The organism is Mesorhizobium sp. M0862 (assembly GCF_040319795.1).
In the GTDB taxonomy this organism is placed as follows: Bacteria; Pseudomonadota; Alphaproteobacteria; order Rhizobiales; family Rhizobiaceae; genus Mesorhizobium.
Window position 1 is genome coordinate 169,116 of sequence record NZ_JAMYOJ010000008.1, and the last position, 18,111, is coordinate 187,226.

General features: G+C 62.0%; 22 protein-coding genes. 14 read left to right on the forward strand and 8 right to left on the reverse strand.

All coding sequences use genetic code 11. The features are described 5' to 3' along the window. The first annotated feature begins 892 nt into the window (after window positions 1–892). Window positions 893–1,141 carry a hypothetical protein gene (locus NKI15_RS14875; RefSeq protein ID WP_023695401.1) on the forward strand — a complete coding sequence of 83 codons (249 nt, stop codon included), beginning with the start codon at window positions 893–895 and terminating at the stop codon, window positions 1,139–1,141. Here the strand turns inward: NKI15_RS14875 and NKI15_RS14880 are convergent. Further along, window positions 1,138–2,001: an ATP-dependent DNA ligase gene (locus NKI15_RS14880; RefSeq protein ID WP_352886263.1), complete on the reverse strand. Its 864-nt coding sequence runs from the start codon at window positions 1,999–2,001 to the stop codon at window positions 1,138–1,140. The genes NKI15_RS14875 and NKI15_RS14880 overlap by 4 nt on opposite strands. 86 nt (window positions 2,002–2,087) lie before the next feature. On the opposite strand from NKI15_RS14880, the gene NKI15_RS14885 reads away from it, so the two are divergent. Next, window positions 2,088–2,309, forward strand: a complete 222-nt coding sequence (locus NKI15_RS14885; RefSeq protein WP_023681532.1) for a hypothetical protein — start codon at window positions 2,088–2,090, stop codon at window positions 2,307–2,309. Between the two features lie 724 nt (window positions 2,310–3,033). Continuing rightward, on the forward strand, window positions 3,034–3,222 hold the full coding sequence (locus tag NKI15_RS14890; protein WP_023704573.1) for a hypothetical protein: 189 nt from the start codon (window positions 3,034–3,036) through the stop codon (window positions 3,220–3,222). 277 nt (window positions 3,223–3,499) lie between these two features. Here NKI15_RS14890 and NKI15_RS14895 read toward each other — a convergent pair whose 3' ends face one another. Together NKI15_RS14895 and NKI15_RS14900 are read right to left on the reverse strand one after the other, a co-directional pair. After that, a complete protein-coding gene (locus NKI15_RS14895; RefSeq protein WP_352514853.1) occupies window positions 3,500–4,471 on the reverse strand; it encodes an ATP-grasp fold amidoligase family protein in 972 nt (323 codons plus the stop codon). 89 nt (window positions 4,472–4,560) lie between these two features. Continuing rightward, window positions 4,561–5,139 (reverse strand): NUDIX domain-containing protein, encoded by a 579-nt coding sequence (locus NKI15_RS14900; protein ID WP_023667531.1) that lies wholly within the window; start codon window positions 5,137–5,139, stop codon window positions 4,561–4,563. 142 nt (window positions 5,140–5,281) lie between these two features. On the opposite strand from NKI15_RS14900, the gene NKI15_RS14905 reads away from it, so the two are divergent. The 4 genes from NKI15_RS14905 to NKI15_RS14920 all read left to right on the forward strand — a co-directional run bounded on the left by NKI15_RS14905 (window position 5,282) and on the right by NKI15_RS14920 (window position 7,480). After that, entirely contained in the window at window positions 5,282–6,379 is a 1,098-nt protein-coding gene (locus NKI15_RS14905) for an NADH:flavin oxidoreductase/NADH oxidase (protein ID WP_023704571.1), read from the forward strand. A gap of 124 nt (window positions 6,380–6,503) precedes the next feature. Next, the gene (locus NKI15_RS14910) at window positions 6,504–6,818 is read left to right on the forward strand and encodes an SH3 domain-containing protein (protein WP_023704570.1); all 315 of its coding nucleotides are present in this window, start codon (window positions 6,504–6,506) and stop codon (window positions 6,816–6,818) included. Window positions 6,819–6,902: 84 nt separating this feature from the next. Continuing rightward, a complete protein-coding gene (locus NKI15_RS14915) occupies window positions 6,903–7,181 on the forward strand; it encodes a DUF982 domain-containing protein (protein WP_032891817.1) in 279 nt (92 codons plus the stop codon). Between the two features lie 59 nt (window positions 7,182–7,240). Then, a complete protein-coding gene (locus NKI15_RS14920) occupies window positions 7,241–7,480 on the forward strand; it encodes a DUF2188 domain-containing protein (RefSeq protein ID WP_023667535.1) in 240 nt (79 codons plus the stop codon). A gap of 117 nt (window positions 7,481–7,597) precedes the next feature. Here NKI15_RS14920 and NKI15_RS14925 read toward each other — a convergent pair whose 3' ends face one another. Both NKI15_RS14925 and NKI15_RS14930 read right to left on the reverse strand, forming a co-directional pair. Then, the gene (locus NKI15_RS14925; protein WP_023704568.1) at window positions 7,598–7,870 is read right to left on the reverse strand and encodes a hypothetical protein; all 273 of its coding nucleotides are present in this window, start codon (window positions 7,868–7,870) and stop codon (window positions 7,598–7,600) included. A gap of 4 nt (window positions 7,871–7,874) precedes the next feature. After that, the gene (locus NKI15_RS14930; RefSeq protein WP_023704567.1) at window positions 7,875–8,936 is read right to left on the reverse strand and encodes an alpha/beta fold hydrolase; all 1,062 of its coding nucleotides are present in this window, start codon (window positions 8,934–8,936) and stop codon (window positions 7,875–7,877) included. A 173-nt stretch (window positions 8,937–9,109) separates the two neighbouring features. Between NKI15_RS14930 and NKI15_RS14935 the strand changes: the two genes are divergently transcribed. The 7 genes from NKI15_RS14935 (at window position 9,110) to NKI15_RS14965 (ending at window position 13,482) form a co-directional block, all read left to right on the forward strand. Further along, window positions 9,110–9,850: a competence/damage-inducible protein A gene (locus tag NKI15_RS14935; protein WP_023681539.1), complete on the forward strand. Its 741-nt coding sequence runs from the start codon at window positions 9,110–9,112 to the stop codon at window positions 9,848–9,850. A 98-nt stretch (window positions 9,851–9,948) separates the two neighbouring features. Next, window positions 9,949–10,782, forward strand: coding sequence for a universal stress protein (locus NKI15_RS14940; RefSeq protein WP_023704566.1), 834 nt, complete (start codon window positions 9,949–9,951; stop codon window positions 10,780–10,782). Window positions 10,783–10,869: 87 nt separating this feature from the next. Next, a complete protein-coding gene (gpt, locus tag NKI15_RS14945) occupies window positions 10,870–11,370 on the forward strand; it encodes a xanthine phosphoribosyltransferase (RefSeq protein WP_023667540.1) in 501 nt (166 codons plus the stop codon). Window positions 11,371–11,577: 207 nt separating this feature from the next. Then, window positions 11,578–12,075 (forward strand): NUDIX hydrolase, encoded by a 498-nt coding sequence (locus NKI15_RS14950; protein ID WP_023704565.1) that lies wholly within the window; start codon window positions 11,578–11,580, stop codon window positions 12,073–12,075. Window positions 12,076–12,260: 185 nt separating this feature from the next. Then, complete coding sequence (locus tag NKI15_RS14955) at window positions 12,261–12,581, forward strand: ArsR/SmtB family transcription factor (protein ID WP_023681541.1); 321 nt, start codon at window positions 12,261–12,263, stop codon at window positions 12,579–12,581. Next, window positions 12,578–13,042, forward strand: a complete 465-nt coding sequence (locus NKI15_RS14960) for an SRPBCC family protein (RefSeq protein WP_023704564.1) — start codon at window positions 12,578–12,580, stop codon at window positions 13,040–13,042. Before NKI15_RS14955 ends, NKI15_RS14960 begins: the two co-directional genes overlap by 4 nt. A gap of 26 nt (window positions 13,043–13,068) precedes the next feature. After that, on the forward strand, window positions 13,069–13,482 hold the full coding sequence (locus NKI15_RS14965) for a GFA family protein (RefSeq protein WP_023681543.1): 414 nt from the start codon (window positions 13,069–13,071) through the stop codon (window positions 13,480–13,482). A gap of 43 nt (window positions 13,483–13,525) precedes the next feature. Here the strand turns inward: NKI15_RS14965 and NKI15_RS14970 are convergent, their stop codons facing one another. The 3 genes from NKI15_RS14970 to NKI15_RS14980 form a co-directional block, all read right to left on the reverse strand. After that, window positions 13,526–15,331, reverse strand: coding sequence for an ABC transporter ATP-binding protein (locus NKI15_RS14970; protein ID WP_352886266.1), 1,806 nt, complete (start codon window positions 15,329–15,331; stop codon window positions 13,526–13,528). A gap of 389 nt (window positions 15,332–15,720) precedes the next feature. Next, complete coding sequence (locus NKI15_RS14975; RefSeq protein ID WP_023695412.1) at window positions 15,721–16,131, reverse strand: GNAT family N-acetyltransferase; 411 nt, start codon at window positions 16,129–16,131, stop codon at window positions 15,721–15,723. A 205-nt stretch (window positions 16,132–16,336) separates the two neighbouring features. After that, window positions 16,337–18,052, reverse strand: a complete 1,716-nt coding sequence (locus tag NKI15_RS14980) for an NAD+ synthase (protein ID WP_352514852.1) — start codon at window positions 18,050–18,052, stop codon at window positions 16,337–16,339. Window positions 18,053–18,111: the final 59 nt, after the last annotated feature.

Here is an 18,111-nt window from a genome sequence, read left to right on the forward strand (position 1 = left end):
ATACAGCCCTAGTTGGTTAGAATCGTACCCCGGTCCTGCCACGGAAACCTTTTCCAAGGTTTGCCGCGTCATAGAGGCATCACAGAAGCTCTCGGAACAGATTGCCCAGCGCGGAGGCCTATTAACTAAAAAAGCTCGCCACCTTGAGGCAACGGGCATCGCCAATGCCCTCAGAGAGCCCTGCCTGGACGTGTGGCGTCCTGTCCGGCCCTCGCCATTGATTTCGTCGGCAAGCTTGTCTTTGGCCTCGTGATAAGTCTTGAAGTTGGCATCGGGATGGCAATCGCCGGCTGCCAAGGATGCCGGGCCGCTGGCCGACCTATCAGTCAGGCGTCCGTAGCCAGAGCGTTATAAAGCAGCAAACACGCCAGGATAGAAACGGCGCTGCCTAGCAGCTGGTCTGCCGTCAGGCCGGAAAAATAGACAAGATGAAACGTCACCATCGCTCTACCAATCACGGTTCGGAACACTGCCGAATTAACCGTTAGCCGACGCTAATGTTCCGCTCTGGACTCACTACCGCTTTGGAAGAATCCTGCCGCAGCGATCAGCGCCCCGCCGACCTTGATCTCAACGTCGGTGCCACAAGGCTTCCTTCGTTCGCATGGTTCGCAGAGATTAGCACGATCGCATACTCTCATCTCATCCGGCGTCGTCTCCCTCACAAAGCAGCGCCGGTAAGGCTCGGCGACCTTCTTGTTTGTCCCGTGTGCCAAAGGAGGTCGCCGGGCCTGCCGTTGCTCATCTTTGCTGGTGGCTGCTCCTGATGGCTGCGCTTGGCGCCGTCGCCCTACTGCTACCTGCGGGGTAAGGCCGGCGAGCCCTCTTGTCAGGCAGTCCGGCATGTAGGATTATAGTCCTCGTTGCGGCGACCCCTCAATGGAGAGCGCCAATGGCCAGAACCAAACCTTCGGAACAACTTTCCCGGGCTGAAATCGAGCGCTTCCTGGCGGCAGCCGAAGCGCTGCACAAGAGCATCGTCGGGCCGCTCCTGGCGTACCACGGCGAGCACTACCAAGCTCTACGTAAGGTCCATGGACCCCTGTTGAAGTCGATCGAGACCATCACCGGCCAGAGGGCGAAGTTCATCCAGTGGAACGGGACAGGACCGGCACAGCCCCGGGACAAGCCTCCGGGCTAAGTCTCCTCCCGGAAATCCAGCAGCTTGGCATGGCGAAGCTTCTCCTCGCCCTTCAGGAACCGCACGCGGCCGACCAGGCCCGGCTTTAGCCATTCGGCCTTGTCACTCTTGAGCCCTTTCGGCGCCGGCCCGCCCATCTTGCCTTGCACGCGGTCCCATAGGCGCTGGCGCTTGTCCGCCTTGAAGGTGACGAAGGCGCCGCCGGCATAGTGGCCTTTGTCGGCCATCAGCACCATGGCAGGCTTGCCGGCCTCGCACTGCACGCCGATGATGTCCATCTCCTTTTCGGCATAGCACTTGATCTTGCGCCAGTTCGTCGTCGGACCCGACCGATACTTACTGCCCTTCCGCTTTGAAACGATACCTTCAAGCCCAGCCTGGTCGACCAGATGAAAGACGGCGTCGCCAGTGCCCGGCATCGCTTCGCTGAACTGGATTCGGCCACCGTCCGGGATCAACGCCCGGAGGATCTCGCGACGGTCTTCCACCGGCGTGTTCCGCAAGTCATGCCCGTTCAGATGCAAGAGGTCGAATGCTGGCAGATACAGATCGCGCGACGGCTTGCGGCTGGTCGCGGCTGATTGATGCGCATGGAAGTCGGATAGGCCAGCCTCATTGATCGTAATGGTCTCGCCGTCGATGATGAAGTCTTTCGCCTCGATCGCTTCCGCCTCACCGGCAAGTTGGATGTAGCGGCCCGTCCAATCATAACCGTTCTTGGTGATCAGCCGAATCCCGTCATCATCCTTGATGACCTGGGTGCGGTAGCCATCGAATTTGATCTCATGAATCCAATCATCGCCCATCGGCGGCGTGTCGACCAGTTCGGGTTCCATGGGCTTGATGAATTTCAGACGCATGCACTGACTCGCAGAACCGCGACTTCAATTATCTATCACTAAATTAGTTCCGGAACATTTTAGACGAATTGGATGTTTGAAGGGCTATGAAGATCGAAGCCGACCAATGCCGGGCAGCGCTGACGCTCATCCGGCGCACAATGGAAGAGCACTGTCCTCCTGGCGTGCTGCCGAGCGAAGAGATGGTCAATGGGCTCTATGGTCCGGAACTGATCCATGAGGCGGAAGCCATTGCCGCCGGCATCGTCGCAACCATTGACCAGCTGCAATTGCCCGTGATGAAACCGCCGTCCCCTAGTATCAAATAGAGACCGACACAGGGAAGGTCGCTTGGCCGCCCGATCGTGGGCTCGCAACGACCGGCGAGGCGATGCCGGCCTCACCAAGGGTTACAGCCCCTCGACCAGCAGCGAAGGCGGCTCGCGGCAGTGCAACGCCCGAAGTGTTTCGAGACGACGATGGCCACCGAGCGTAGCCAGCGCGCGTTGTGCTGCACAAGGACTGAGGCAGCGGCACGACCGCCCGGGCTACTCCAAAGGCGGCTCTTCGCTCTGTGGAGCCAAAACGGTGATATCCATCCTGGCGATTGTCGATGCGGCGCGCCCCTGGGCGCCAGAATCCGTGTCGCCACTTTCTGCCGCCATTGCCTTGGCGCGATGTCCTACGCTGTCTGCGCTTTTGCCTGGCGCAAATCCTTCGCCCGGTTCTGTCTTTGCGGGTTTCGGTCGAGTTTCAGCTGCCTGCCGATGTTGGTTTCCAATCGCCGAGACCATTGATACCTCCCCTTGATGAGGCCGCGACTGTACCTGTCAAGGCTGTAGCGAGGCTGATCACTTAAGTGGTCGGGTTGCGCCCGCTCGTCGTGGCCCTCCGATCACTGGGCTCTCGATGCCTTGGCGCTCGCGGACGTCTGGCCGGGTGGGAAGTTCAAACTCAGCCGCCCTTTGCGGCACCGGCTTCGCCCGACAATCAGGAACGATTTCGCCCGCCATGTGTTACGCAAACATGAATCTCGCGGATCCCGGATCAACAATGGCAACCGATCTTTTCACGATGCAACTCGCTGATGCTCAGCAGCGCATCAAACAGACCGAGTTCGCGCTGGTACTCAGCGAGAAAATGGTGGCTGAGAACCTCGCTTTATCCAGCAGGATACGATCGGCGAGGCGGCGTGTCCTGAAGGCCGGAAGGCCTCTGGCGACAGCCGACTCAACAAGCTGAAAGAGTTCTTCAAATGATCTCGACCCAGTCGGGACGTGGGAGAGCTTGCCGGTAACCTTAGCGGTAATCGGCCGAGTCGCAGCAGGAAGCGCGCCGAAAACTTGCTCGATGAAGACTGCGGCGTCGCTATGACCGCTACGGCTCAGTTGAGGCAGCACTTCGAAATCACGGCTATTGACCTGCTGAGCTATCAGTTTCCCTCGATCTCTAATGGTATGGGTTCTCCGCACCACCCTTCGCTCTTCGAGCTTCGGGGTGGCAGGCCACCGAGTAGCCGTCAAACGTCGAGAGAGCCGGCGGCGACGAGCATTGCCTTGTATCGCCGGGCAAATCGGCTGGGCAAACGGCTGAGGTAAGCTGACGCGCCAATATCCCAATGCGCGCCCAGTTCGCGGTCGAAGGCAGCCGGGTCGAATTGCAGCAAGCCGCTGCGTGGGTAGACCGTGAATTCTCCGAAGATCGGCTCCCCCTCCTCCTCGTAGAAATCGACACGCACCATGTCGAACTCGCTGCCGAGCGCCTCGGCTGCCTCGATCATCCGCGCCAGGCTCTTGGGAGGGGGAATTTCCAGGCTCGAGTCGATCGCGCCCTGGGCAATGTTCAGCGGGCGCCAATCGCGATCCAGGTGGGCGGTATTCTTGACCGTGGAACGGAAGGCGACGACGACGATGTAGGCGACGCGGCCAGCCAGCACACAGAATTTGTAGTCGACCGGGTCATAGCCCTGGTCCTTGCCCACAAGTGCTTCGACGAAAACCCGCCGCTCTATGTGCGCATAGCTGCGCTCCAGCTTGCGGGCGCCATAGGTTTGGCCAAGGTATTCCGTCATCTCGGCAATGATCGCCTCCCGGTCGGCGTTGGCCGGATCGCGAACGATGACATTCATGGCGCAACCGTGGTTGCATTTGACGGCGTAGGGGATTTTCAGGTCATCGAAGGGGATCTGGCGCGGATCGTCGCCCTGCCACAGCACCTCAGGGATGGCGAGCCCGGGAAGCCGCTCCCTGACGATTTCCTTGGACTTGAGCTTGTCGAGAAGACCGGCAAAGCGAGGATCGTCATCGAAAATCTTGCGCCAGTGGATCTTTTCCGTGAACGTCACCGGGGCTGCAAAATTCGGCAGATGCCGCATCCGCTCCAGGAAACGCTGGGTCAACCGGCGGTAGCGGACAAGCAGCGCGGCGTTCAGCAACAGGAGAGATGCCCGCGCGCTGTTTCGCTTCAGCCATGCCTTTGCGCCACGCGCCATTCCGGTGTCCTTGCAACCTGCGCAACTTCATCCGCGAAGTGGACGTGCCACCCTGCCCGCAGCAGTGAGGCACGTCGAGCTTCGCCGAGCTAGCCCTTCATCGGGTACAGTTTCAAATGCTGGATCAGGATGATCGTCTTGGCGTCGATGATGCGGCCGTCTGAAATGCCGGCCAGCGCTTCATCAAGAGGCATTTCCAGAACCTCGATGTCCTCGCCCTCGTCGGCCGCGCCGCCGCCGGCCGAGATGCGGTCGGCGGGTGAATAGCGCGCCACGAAGAACCACAGCCGTTCGGTGACGCTGCCCGGGCTCATATAGGGGGAAAACAGCCGCTCGATGTTCTGTAGGCGATAGCCGAGCTCTTCCTCGGCCTCCTTGAGGATGGCGGTTTCGGGATCGTTTTTGTCGAGCAGGCCGGCGCAGGCCTCGATCAGCGGTTCGCGGTGGCCGGTGACGTAGGCGGGGTAGCGGAACTGCCGCACCAGAAGCACCGTCTGACGCTCGGGATCGAAAGGCAGGATCACCGCGCCGTCGCCACGATCGTAGGTCTGGCGAATCTGCGTCTCCCACTGCCCGTCGCGCCGACGGTAATCGAGAACGGTCTTCTTCAGGACCGCCCAGTCGTCGGACAGGACTTCCTCCGAGCGGATGCGGATACGATCTTCCATGATGAGCTCCAAGTGTCGGCGCCATGGCGTAACCGCGAACGGTTTTGCGCGCAACCGAAACGGCGAAGCTTTCACCGCCTCGTGTCTGGTGCCGGCAACTGCCATCGCCTAAATAGCTGCAGCCCTCTCCGGAGTTTTTTTGATGACCGCAGCGCTTTTCCAGCCGATCGCCCTCGATGGCCTGACCTTTCCGAATCGTATCGCGGTGGCGCCGATGTGCCAGTATTCCGCCGAAGATGGCTCGGCCAGCGACTGGCATCTCTATCACTGGATGAACCTGGCGATGTCGGGCGCCGGCATGGTCACCGTCGAGATGACCGACGTCGAACGGCGCGGCCGCATCACCCATGGCTGCCTCGGCCTCTATTCCGACGACAACGAGGCGGCCGCCCGGCGCACGCTGGATGCAGCAAGGCGCGTCGCCGCGCCGGAAACGAAATTCGGCATTCAGCTTGCCCATGCCGGCCGCAAGGCCTCCAACCGAAAGCCCTGGGAAGGCGGCGGCCCATTGCAGCCGGGCGAGGATCCCTGGCAGACCGTCTCGGCCTCGGCCATCGCCTATGACACCGGCTGGAATGTGCCGCATGCGCTGGAGGAGGATGAAATCCTGCAGCTTATCGAGCGCTTCACTCAAGCCGCGAGGCGGGCCGAGCGCGCCGGCTTCGACTTCCTCGAGTTGCACGCCGCGCACGGCTATCTGATCTTTCAGTTCCTGTCGCCGCTTTCCAACCAGCGCACCGACCGCTGGGGCGGCTCGCTGGAAAAACGCATGCGTTTCCTCATCGAGATCGCCAAATCGGTGAGGAAGGCAGTTCCAAACCTGATGCTTGGCGCCCGCCTGTCGGTAAAGGACTGGGTCGATGGCGGCTTCGAGGTCGACGAGGCGATCGAGGTGGCCAAAGCCTTGAAGGCGCTTGATGTTGCCTATCTCTGCTGTTCGAGCGGCGGCAATTCGCCGTTGCAGAAGCTGCCGACCGGCCCCGGCTATCAGGTGCATCTGGCCGAAGCGGTGCGCAAGGGCGCCGGCATCCCGACCCGGGCTGTCGGCCTGATCGACGATCCCGCGCAGGCAGAGGCGATCGTCGCCGACGGCCGCGCCGACATGGTGGCGCTGGCCCGCGCCTTCCTCGCCGATCCGCGCTGGGGCTGGCGCGCCGCCGCCACCTTCGGCGAGAAAATCCATCCCGCGCCACAGCTCGCCCGCTCGGTGACGACGATGCAGCATTGGACGAAGGGCTGAACAGGCAGCGCCGACGGATGCGCCAAACGCATCTGCTGGACAGATTGCCGCAGCTTCGCTTTAATCCGCCCGCTATAGTCCCTGGGGGCAGGCCGCCTTGGCGGCCGGATTGGGAGCAAAGTCCATGGCATCAAGGGCAATCTATCCGGCGGCAGCCGCTCTGGTGGTCGCACTGTCGTTCGCCGCGTCGTCTCCGGTCGGCGCGCAATATTGCGAAGGCACGGTGCACGGCCTGTCCAGGCACTACGATCTCGATACTGGCAGCGGGTTTCTCGCCGTGCGCGCACGGCCGAACTTGTCGTCGCGCATGATCGGGCAATTGTTCAATGGCGACCACACCGAGATTTTCGACCGCCGCGGCAACTGGTACCAGGTCGAAATCGGCGGACGGACCGGCTGGGCCAACGCCCGCTGGCTGCGCAACGACTGCGGTTACTGAGACCAACGATCGCTGTTGGTGAGACGTTTGGGCGCAGGCTGACGGCCATTTTTGCAACCATATTGGCTGCTTTGCGTTGCGGCCATCATGGATAACAAACCTTTTGAAACCCCGGTCGTGGTCGAACTCGGCCATGTCGGCAAATATCGCCAGATCCGCAGCACCCAGGAAGCGGCGGAGTGTCTGATGACGGTGTGGCCGCTCAACCGCGGCCCGCGCCATCGTGATGCTCTCGACACTTGCCTCAAAGTGCTGGAAGGTTATCGTTCGACGGCCGATGCACGCAGGGCTTTGATCGAAGCGGCCAAGGAATCGGAAGTGCTGGTTCCCGAAGACCGGCTGCCAGACGCCAAGTTGCATTGAAGCCCAAATTGCAATGAAAAACGGGCCGCATTGAGCGGACGGACGAACCGGAGGATTTCATGGCGAAGCTGACTTACAAGATCGTCGAGCATGACGGGGGCTGGGCCTACAAGGTCGGTTCGACATTCTCGGAGACATTCCCGACCCATCAGGATGCGCTGCGCGCCGCCGAGATCGCCTCGGCCGAACAGCAGATCGCCGGCGCCACGGACGGCATCCAGTATGAGGATGCCGAAGGCAAGTGGCACGACGAACTGGCCGACGGCCGCGACCGGCCGCAGACCGAAGTTTCCGACTGATCCTTGCCCCTCAGCTTTCGCTGCCGGCCGTGGATGCTCGCCTAAGCAATTCCCTTGGGAATTGCGTCAAAACAAACAGGCGGGACATCCTGCCGGTCAGTCGAAGCCGCGGCTTGATCACTTGCCGCAATATTGATCGTTCACGTTGGGCCTCACATTTCCGTAGGGTCCTGACGGGTCGGAGGCGCACGGCCCCGTAGCGCCGCCATAGCCTTTGCTGCCGTCGGCATTGATGCTGCCGGTGGTGCTCTGGTCGACGGTCGATGACTGCTCGTTCCCGAACGGCCACCAGCTGTGATGGTTGGAATACGTGCCGTCCGATGACTGCGCCATCGCCGATGTGGCAAGACCGATCGTCAGGACGGATGCTGCAAAAACTTTCCTGTACATTGAATTACTCCGTATCTGCCGCCTTGGGTGCGACACGGGGTAAACCGGATATCAGCCGAATGGTTCGGTGAAATTGTTGTGAGGCTGTGGTGAGGTCTTGGCCAGCGAATGCCCGCTCGGCAATGCGCTTGATGAAGGCGATGACGCGGTCCGGCTCGACGAATTGCGGCATGTGGCCGAGGCCTTCGACCGTCTCGAAATCCAGCCCTTCGATCCTGTCCTTCATCGGCTCCCCATGTATGCGCATGGCGATGACGCGATCGGCTGTCCCGAAGAAAATGCCGGCCGGCATGGCGATCTCTCCATAGCGCTCTTCGATGCGGCCAAGATCCTGTTCGACCGCTACGAAATCGGTGGAGGTTGCATGGAAATGGCTTGGCCTCAGCCCGAGCCATCCGCCGCCATCGATCATGTAGTCGGCGGGAACGGCCTGCGGCGAGAAGATGAACTCCAATGTCTGCCGCGCATATCTGAGGCTTGTCGGTATCGCGACGGTGTAGGCCATGATCCAGCGCCAAAGCCGCGAACGGATATAGAGCAGGCCCGCTTTCTCGCGGACGCCGGCTTCCAGATGCGTCAGCGGCGCCAGCAAAGCGATGCCGGAAATCGCGCCGGGATGTTCCACGGCCAGGGTCAGCGCGACGGCGCCGCCCAGGGAATGCCCGACCACAAGCGGCCTTTCCAGCGCGAGCGTTTCGATGAAGCGCCTTATGATCTCGGCCTGCTCAGGCAAGCGGCCGGTGGCTCCTTTGGCCCGCACCGAATAGCCCGATCCCGGCCGGTCGAGCGCGATCAGCCGGCAACCGGGGCCGAAGCGGTTGAACAGCGTGTGCTGGAACTGATGAAGCTGGGCGCCAAGTCCGTGCACGAACAGGATCGGCCGTCCCTCGCCCGTTTCGACATAATGGATGCGGCTGCCGTCGATCTCGACGAAGTTTCCGCTGGCCGGCACCAGCCTTTCGGCCTTGGCGGCAATCCAGAGCGTAGCGGCCACCAGACAGGCTACGATGACGAGAGCCAGCACGGACAGGCCGGCAACAAGCCACAGCAGAATCGATACCAGCATGTTTCACCCGGGAGCGGACCGGCGCGCACCATCACCCACTGACGAACGCTCGGCAAGGCAGATGGCGGCTTGTGTCGGCATTGCCGCCAGTTCGATGTCGCGCTATCTCAGGCGACCTTCTTTCTGCCTCAGGCGACCTTGTCTGCCAACGGGCCTGTTTGCCGGAGCCTTCCATGCCTGAAATCGTCACTGCCGCCATGCTTGTCATCGGCGACGAGATTCTGTCCGGCCGCACCAAGGATAAAAATATCGGCCACCTCGCCGACATCATGACGGCCATCGGCATCGACCTGAAGGAAGTGCGCATCGTTCCCGACGAGGAGGACGAGATTGTCGCTGCGGTGAATGCCGTACGCGCCCGCTACACCTATGTCTTTACCACCGGCGGCATCGGCCCGACGCATGACGACATCACCGCCGATTCCGTTTCCAAGGCTTTTGGGGTGCCGTGCGAATACGACGCCAAGGCCTATGCCATGCTGGGCGAGAGCTATGCCGCGCGCGGCATCGAATACACCGAGGCCCGCAAGCGCATGGCGCGCATGCCGCGCGGTGCCGACCATATCGACAATCCGGTCTCCGTCGCGCCCGGCTTTCGCATCGGCAACGTCCATGTCATGGCCGGCGTGCCGGCGATTTTCCAGGCCATGCTCGACAATGTCGTGCCGACGCTGAAGGCCGGCACCAAGATGCTGTCGGCTACCGTCCATTGCCCGTTCGGCGAAGGCCTGATCGGCGGTCCCCTGGGCGACATCCAGAAGGCGCATCCCGACACCATCATCGGCTCCTATCCGAAATATGGCGACGGCAAATTCTGGACGGAGCTGGTGGTCCGCGCCCGCAGCCAGGAGGCGCTGGATTCGGCACGCAAGGACGTCGAGGCGATGGTGGCCGGCTTCACCGCCGCCAATTGACCCTGGGTTCGCGGACCATCGCCGGGCCGGAACCAAGCACCGCACTCCCACGTTTTCCCTCGGGCGCAGCACGCGCTGGCAGATTTGAGGGATTTCGCATGCGCTTCAAGACCATGGTCGCCATATTGCAGAACGAACAGGACGCCGAACGCGTGCTCGACTGCGCCATCCCGCTTGCCGACCGGTTCGAGAGCCATCTCATCGGCATCCATGCCGAAGCGCTGCCCGTTCCCTACACCTCGGCAACCGGCTTCCCCGACACTGAGTTCCTGCAGGTCTCCGCCGACATGAACCGCGAGCGCGCCGAGAAATTGCAGACGCTTTTCGTTCGGCGGATCGAGAATTCCGGCCTTTCCTTCGAATGGCGCAGCCTCGAGAGCTTTTCCGGCGACAGCGCGCTGACGGGTATTTCCAGCGTGCGCGCCGCCGATCTGATTATCGCCGCGCAGCGCGAGACCGGGGGCGACACGAGCGCCGATGTCGACACGCTGGTTTACGATGCCGGCCGGCCAGTGCTGGTGGTGCCGCATGAGGGGCCGTTGGTCACCACATTCAAACATGTGCTGCTGGCCTGGAACGGCAGCAAGGAGGCGGCGCGTGCCGCCTTCGACGCGCTGCCCTTCATCATCGAGGCCGAAAAGACCGACATTCTGGTCATCGATCCGCCGGATACGCTGGATGACAACCCGGAAGCCGCCGGCGCCGAGATCGCCGCGGCAATCTCCAGGCATGGCGCAACGGTCAGCGTGTCGGTGCAGAAATCGGGTAATGCTTCGGTCGATGACGTCATCCAGACCCGGATCGCCGAGACCGGAGCCGACCTTCTGGTGCTCGGCGCCTACAGCCATTCCTGGCTGCGTCAGCTTTTGTTCGGCGGCGTCACGCGCACCGTGTTGCGCAGCGTGCCGGTTGCGGCCTTTTTGTCGCGGTAACTCCACAGACTGGCCCCGCCCTTGCCAATGCCCTGGCTTTCCAGTTAATTCCGCGCGCATTCCACAATGGTGCGCGCGGAGTGCAGAATGTCCCTTCCCGAAAAAGCCTTTCCGGTCTCCTGGGACCAGTTCCACCGCGATGCCCGGGCGCTCGCCTGGCGGCTTGCCGGCGCCAACAAGGGACAGTGGAAGGCCATCGTCTGCATCACCCGTGGCGGCCTGGTTCCCGCCGCCATCATCTCGCGCGAACTCGGCATACGCGTCATCGAGACGGTCTGCGTCGCCTCTTATCACGACTACACCAGCCAGGGGCAGTTGCAGGTGCTGAAGGAGATCACCCCGGCGCTGCTCGCCGATGATGGCGCGGGCGTGCTGATCATCGACGACCTCACAGACACCGGCAAGACGGCAGGCATCGTGCGCGCCATGATGCCCAAGGCGCATTTCGCCACCGTCTACGCCAAGCCGAAAGGCCGGCCGCTGGTCGACACCTTCATCACCGAAGTCAGCCAGGACACCTGGATCTACTTTCCCTGGGACATGGGTTTCACCTACCAGAAGCCGATCGCCGACGATCACGCCGGCTGATTCGCGCCAGCCCCATTTCTGCCCAGACGGCCAAACCCGCCCCGTCTGCTATGAAAACAGACACTGGAAGGGACAATGTTCTGTCGAATCGACAGGTGTTGGCGGATTTGACGGGTCGGTGTGATGTTTTTTACTTTTAAGACTTACACTTGTCGGTAAGATTCATACGGCGGCTAACGATTCTGAGGGCTGGGGTAGCTTTCACTGATGCTGACGACACCGGCGACACACGACCATCTGGCTGAAAGGGTCCGCAAGCTCTTCGGCACTTCGCCTTGTCGCCTGCAGGTTGCCGCTTTGCCATGGCGCAATAACGAAGACGGCGTCGAGATCATGCTGATCACCAGCCGAGACACCGGGCGTTGGGTGCTGCCGAAGGGCTGGCCCGAGGCCAGGGAGCCGCTCTGCGAGGCAGCGGCCCGCGAGGCGGGCGAGGAAGCCGGATTGCGTGGCAAGATTTCGCTTTTCGAGGCCGGTCGTTACTTCTACGCCAAGGCCCTAGCGTCCGGCGAGGAAGTGCCTTGCGAAGTGCTGGTGTTTCCGCTGCAGGTCGAGCACGTTGCCGACCGCTGGAAGGAAAAGCGCGCGCGCACCCGGAAATGGGTCAATGGGGCCGAGGCCGTACGCATGGTCAACGAACCGGACCTCTGCCAGATCATCGCCCATTTCTGCGCCGATCCCCACAAGTTCGTCGTTAGAGCCTAGCTCACAGCCACCGCTGCATAGTCCTGCGCGCCCGCACCGGTTCTTGCCCCGATTCCGGGCTCGGTGCTTCGCTCCGCGCGCCAGCAATCCGACACTATAAATCCCTCCCCTTCAGGCCAAGCTTAGCCACAGCTTGACATGCAGGCATTTACCTGCATATTGTGTCTTCAAGATGAGTGAGACCGATGGACGCCGACAAGGTTTTCAAAGCGCTGGGCGACCCGACCCGCAGAATGCTGCTCGATCTTCTGTGTGAGAAGAACGGCCAGACGCTCGGCGAGCTTTGCGAAAATCTCGACATGGCGAGGCAATCCGCCACGCAGCACATCGATCTGCTGGAAGCGGCCAATCTGATCAGCACGGTCAAGCGTGGCCGAGAGAAGCTGCATTTCATCAACCCCGTGCCGCTGCACGAAGTCTACGAGCGGTGGGTGCGAAAATTCGAACGGCAGCGGCTGAGCCTGCTGCACGACCTGAAACAAGAACTCGAAGGAGACGACCAATGACCCGGGAAACCACCAGTTTTGTCTACGTGACCTACATCAGATCGACGCCACAAAAGGTGTTCGAAGCCATCACCAGGCCCGATATCGCCAAGCGCTACTGGGGCCACGAGAACGTCTCCGACTGGAAGCCCGGCTCGAAATGGGAACATATTCGCGCCAATGAGGAGCGCTCTGTCGAACTCGTCGGCAAGGTGGTCGAAATCTCGCCGCCGACCCGCCTGGTCATGAGCTGGGCCAACGCCTCGCAGGCCGACGATCCCACCAAGCACAGCCGGGTGACGTTCGCCATCGAGGAATACGACACCATGGTCAAGCTGACCGTCAGCCATGACGAGCTCGAAGCCGGCAGCGGCATGGCCAAAGGCGTCAGCCAAGGCTGGCCGGCCGTGCTGTCCAGTATGAAATCCTTCCTCGAAACCGGCACGGGCATCGACCTGTTCGCCAAGCCGAAATCGGCCTGAAGCAATCTGACAGCGGGAGAACGACAATGACCAGGCACTATACCGGCGGCTGCGCCTGCGGCGCGATCCGCTATGAGGCCAGCGGCGAGCCGATCTTTCAGAACCACTGCCAATGCCTCGATTGCCAAAAGCGCAGCGGTACTGGCCATTGTTCCTATGTGACCTTCGGCCGGCGCGCTGACGTAAAGATCACCGGCGAGCCGAGCACATGGCGGATGATCGCCGACAGCGGCAATGAAAAAGCCCAGGCCTTTTGCCCGACCTGCGGCACGCCGGTCTACGTAACGTTCGTCGCCATGCCGGAGGTGACGGCGATCCAGGCCACGAGCCTCGACGATCCCGGCCAGTTCGATCCGCAGGCGGTCACCTACACCGTGCGCGGCCACGTCTGGGACACGATCGACCCAGCGCTTCAGCCATTCGAGCGAATGCCTGGATGAACCAGGCAGAGCCCTGTCCCTCGGATAGGGCTCTGCGTTCAGCTCAGATCACCAGGCCCTTGGTCAGTTCCAGCGCCTGCCGCTCGAACAGGCGGCGGTAGATGCCGCCCTTCAGCCGGATCAGCTCGTCATGCGAGCCTTCCTCGACGATCTTGCCACGGTCGAACACGAGCAGCCTGTCCAGCGCCCGCACCGTCGACAGACGGTGCGCGATGACCAGCGTCGTGCGGCCGACCATCAGCCGCTCCATCGCCTGCTGGATCAGCACTTCCGATTCCGAATCGAGGCTCGATGTCGCCTCGTCCAGGATCAGGATGCGCGCATCCGCCAGGAAGGCGCGTGCGACCGCCACCCGCTGGCGCTCGCCGCCCGACAGTTTCACGCCGCGTTCACCGACCAGCGTGCCGTAGCCCTTCGGCAGGCCGGTGATGAAGTCGTGCGCGCTGGCGAGCTTGGCGGCATGCTCGATCTCGGCCTGCGTGGCGTCCGGACGGGCATAGGCGATGTTTTCCGCCAGCGAGCGGTGGAACAGGATGGGCTCCTGCTGGACGATGGCAATCTGCGCGCGCAGCGACGCCTGTGCAACCTGGGAGATGTCTTGGCCATCGATCAGGATCCTGCCGCCGCTGACATCATAGAGACGCTGGATCAGCTTCACGAAGGTCGTCTTGCCCGAGCCGGAATGACCGACCAGTCCGACCCGCTCGCCCGCCGCTATCTCCACCGAAAAGCCGCGGTAGAGCGGCAGGCGATGGCTGCCATAGTGGAAGGTGACGTTATCGAAGGCGATGTGGCCATGAGTGATCCGGATCGGCTTGGCGCCGGGCCGGTCCTCGATGCCGAGCGGTTGCGACTGGAAATCGACCAGTTCCTCCATATCGTTGACCGAACGCTGCAAATTGCGGATATGCGTGCCGATGTCCCTGAGGTAGCCCTGCAGCACGAAGAACGAGGTCAGCACGAAGGCGACATCGCCCGCACTTGCCTGGCCCCAGGCCCACAGCATCAGCGACAGGCCGATCACTGCCGTCCGCAGCACCAGCAGCATGGCGCCTTGCGTCGTGCCGTTGATGGTGCCGCGCACCCAAGTGCGGCTGGTCCGCGCGCGCCATTTGGCGACGACCTTGGCAAGACGCGTTTCCTCGCGCGTCTCGGCGCCGAAACCCTTGACCACGGCATTGCAGCTCACCGCATCGGCAAGCGAGCCGCCAAGCCGCGTATCCCAGCTGTTGGCGAGCCGTGCCGCGGGCGCGACATAGCCGAGCGACAGCAGCGCCGTCACCGTGATGAACAGCACCGAGCCGACTGCCACGACCAGCCCCATCAGCGGCCAGAACCAGCCGAGCAGCAACGTCGAGCCGACCAGCATGGCGACCGATGGCAACAACGCAATCAGGATGGTGTCATTGAGCAGGTCGAGAGCCCACATGCCGCGCGTGACCTTGCGCACCGTCGATCCGGCAAAGCTGTTGGCGTGCCAGTCGGTTGAGAAGCGCTGCACGCGATAGAACGAGTCGGCGGCGATGTCGGCCATCATCTTCAGCGTCAGCTCGACAATGCCCATGAAAGCCAGGTTGCGCAGCACCACGCCGGTCAGCGCCAAAGCGATGAGCGCGAAGAACGCCGCCATTGCCGCATTCCACGCGACATCGTCAGCCAACGCACTGCTGGCGACGGCGTCGACCAGCCGGCCGGAATAGAGCGGCGTCAAGACGTCGGCCAGGGTCGACAGCAGGAAGCTGCCCATGATCAGCGAAAGCCGCCACGGCTGGCGCCGCCAGTGGCTGAGCGTGAAGCCAAGAACGCTGCGAAAGGCGATTGCACGCAGATCGATTCGAAAACGAGTCATGATGTCATCCGGGCGCAAATCTGCCCGGTCCCGGTAAGGTCTGAAAATTGAAAACCGCGCTGGGCAATTCGCCCGGCTGCGGAGGTTCGGCATAGGTGGCGGCGCGCCCCGGGTTGTCGGGTGGCGACCGGCATCGGCAGAAGCCTGTACTCGACCCGGCATCGGTGCGAAGGGCAAACCTTCGCCGGACGCCAGGTGAGACCTAGGCTTCGCGGCCTCGCATTACCATGTGAAATACTGCCATTCAGACCTCCCGCAAGACACTTGCGGAGAGGTCCTTATAGAGACGCCATGAAGGATCGCCAAGGCCGGGCACGTGGCAAAGCGTAACTGGTCCAACCAGTGAGGTTATTTTGCAACAACAGCCGGTCAACCCCCCTCGCTATGCCTCATTCCGGGTTGCGATCGAGGCGCATGTAGCGGCCGTCGGTTGATGCCTTGAAGCCCAGCTTCTCATAAAGGCCATGCGCGTCACTGGTCGACAGGCTCCAGTGCGAGACCGTGCTGAGTTCAGGGTGGTCGATGAGCGCCTGCACCAGTTGCAAGCCAATGCCTTGGCCGCGATGCTGCGGCCAGATGATGATGTCGGCGAGATAGGCAAACACCGTACGGTCGGTGATGGCCCGGCCAAAACCGACTTGGTTCCCGTCGATATAGGCCGCGGTGCAGAACGAGTTGGCAAAGGCGCGGCGATGAAACTCATCGCTGCGGCCGGCGCCCCAATAACTCGCCATCAACAGATCGGAGGTCGCCCGGAAATCGATCCGTGACATGTCGAAGCTGATTTCACAGTCGGGCATGGTGCCTCGCAAAGAATGGAGGGCGGCCGAATTTCGGTCCGGCCCGTGGTTTGGTTACCGACCTGACGCGCTTACGGCACCACGAAATGCCGCGCCCCTGCTCCCTGATCTTGCCGTTCTTGAAGCGCAGGATGTGATACTCAGCGTTCCCTTGAAATAGTTGATAAAGATGCGCCCCCCAAGCTTCATCAATTTAATCAGATGTTTAGCCGCGATCCCTGAAACGGTTGGTGATGGGATAGCGGCGGTCGCGGCCAAAATTCTTACGGGTGATCTTCACACCCGGCGCCGCTTGCCGGCGTTTGTACTCGGCAATGTAGAGCAAATGTTCGACGCGCGTCACCGTCGCCCGGTCGTGGCCGCGCGCGACGATGTCGTCGACGCCCATTTCGTTCTCGACCAGGCATTCCAGAATGTCGTCCAGCACCGGATAGGGCGGCAGCGAATCCTGGTCGGTTTGGTTCTCGCGCAATTCCGCCGACGGCGCCTTGTCGATGATATTCCTGGGGATCACCTCGCCTGAGGGACCGAGCGCGCCCGGCGGCACATGGCTGTTGCGCCAGCGCGACAGCGCATAGACCTGCATCTTGTAGAGGTCTTTTATCGGGTTGAAGCCGCCATTCATGTCGCCATAAAGCGTGGCGTAGCCCACCGACATCTCGCTCTTGTTGCCCGTGGTGACGACCATCGAGCCGAACTTGTTGGAAATCGCCATCAGGATCGTGCCGCGCGCGCGGCTCTGTAGATTCTCTTCGGTGATGCCTTCCTTGGTGCCTTCAAAAAGCTGCGCCAGCGTGTGTAGGAAACCCTCGACCGGTTCGAAGATCGGCACGATGTCATAGCGGCAGCCAAGCGCACGGGCGCAATCCTCGGCATCCTTCAGTGAATCCTCCGAGGTATAGCGGTAGGGCATCATCACCGCCCGCAGCCGCTCCTCGCCAAGTGCGTCGACGGCAAGGGCCGCGCAGATCGCCGAATCGATGCCGCCGGAGAGACCCAGCACCACGTTCTTGAAGCCGTTCTTGTTGACGTAGTCGCGCAGGCCGAGCATGCAGGCGCGGTAGTCCGCCTCTTCGCGCTCGGGGATTTTCGACATCGGCCCTTCCGAGCAGACCCAGCCGTCGAACTCTTCTGCGTTTTGCGCGCCTGCGGCGACGCGGTTGCGCTTCCAGGTGGTGACGTCGACAGTTTCCTCGAACTGGCTCATCTGGAAGGCAAGCGTCTTGTCGGCGCCTATGGCAAAAGAGGCGCCGTCGAAGATCAGCTCATCCTGGCCGCCGATCTGATTGGCATAGATCATCGGCAAACCGGTCTCGATGACCTGGCGGATAACGACCTGATGGCGCACGTCCATCTTGGCGCGGTAGTAGGGCGAGCCGTTCGGCACCAGCAGGATTTCCGCGCCGCTTTCGGCCAGGGTTTCACAGATGCCGACGTCGCCCCAGATGTCCTCGCAGATCGGAATTCCGATGCGCACACCGCGGAAATTGACGGGTCCCTGAGCCTCGGGGCCGGCCTGAAAGACGCGCTTCTCGTCGAACTCGCCATAGTTTGGCAAATCGAGCTTGTAGCGCTCGGCGAGGATCTTGCCGCCATCGGCGATGATGATCGAATTGTGGGTGCCGCTCTTGCGCTTCAGCGGCGTGCCGATGATGACGCCCGGCCCGCCATCGGCGGTATCTCCGGCGAAGTCTTGCGCGGCCTTCTCGCAAACCTTGAGGAAGGCCGGCTTCAGCACCAGGTCCTCCGGCGGGTAACCGGCAAGGAAAAGCTCGGTGTAGAGCACGATGTCGGCGCCCTGGCGGGCGGCATCGGCCCTCGCCTCGCGCGCCTTGGCAAGGTTGCCGGCGACATCGCCGACCGTCGGGTTGAGCTGGGCAACGGCGATGCGCAGAATATCGGGTGCGGTCTTCTGGGTCATGCCTGCGGTTTAGCGCGGCAAATTTGCCCGGGCAATGGCGTTCGTTTGGACCAATTCGG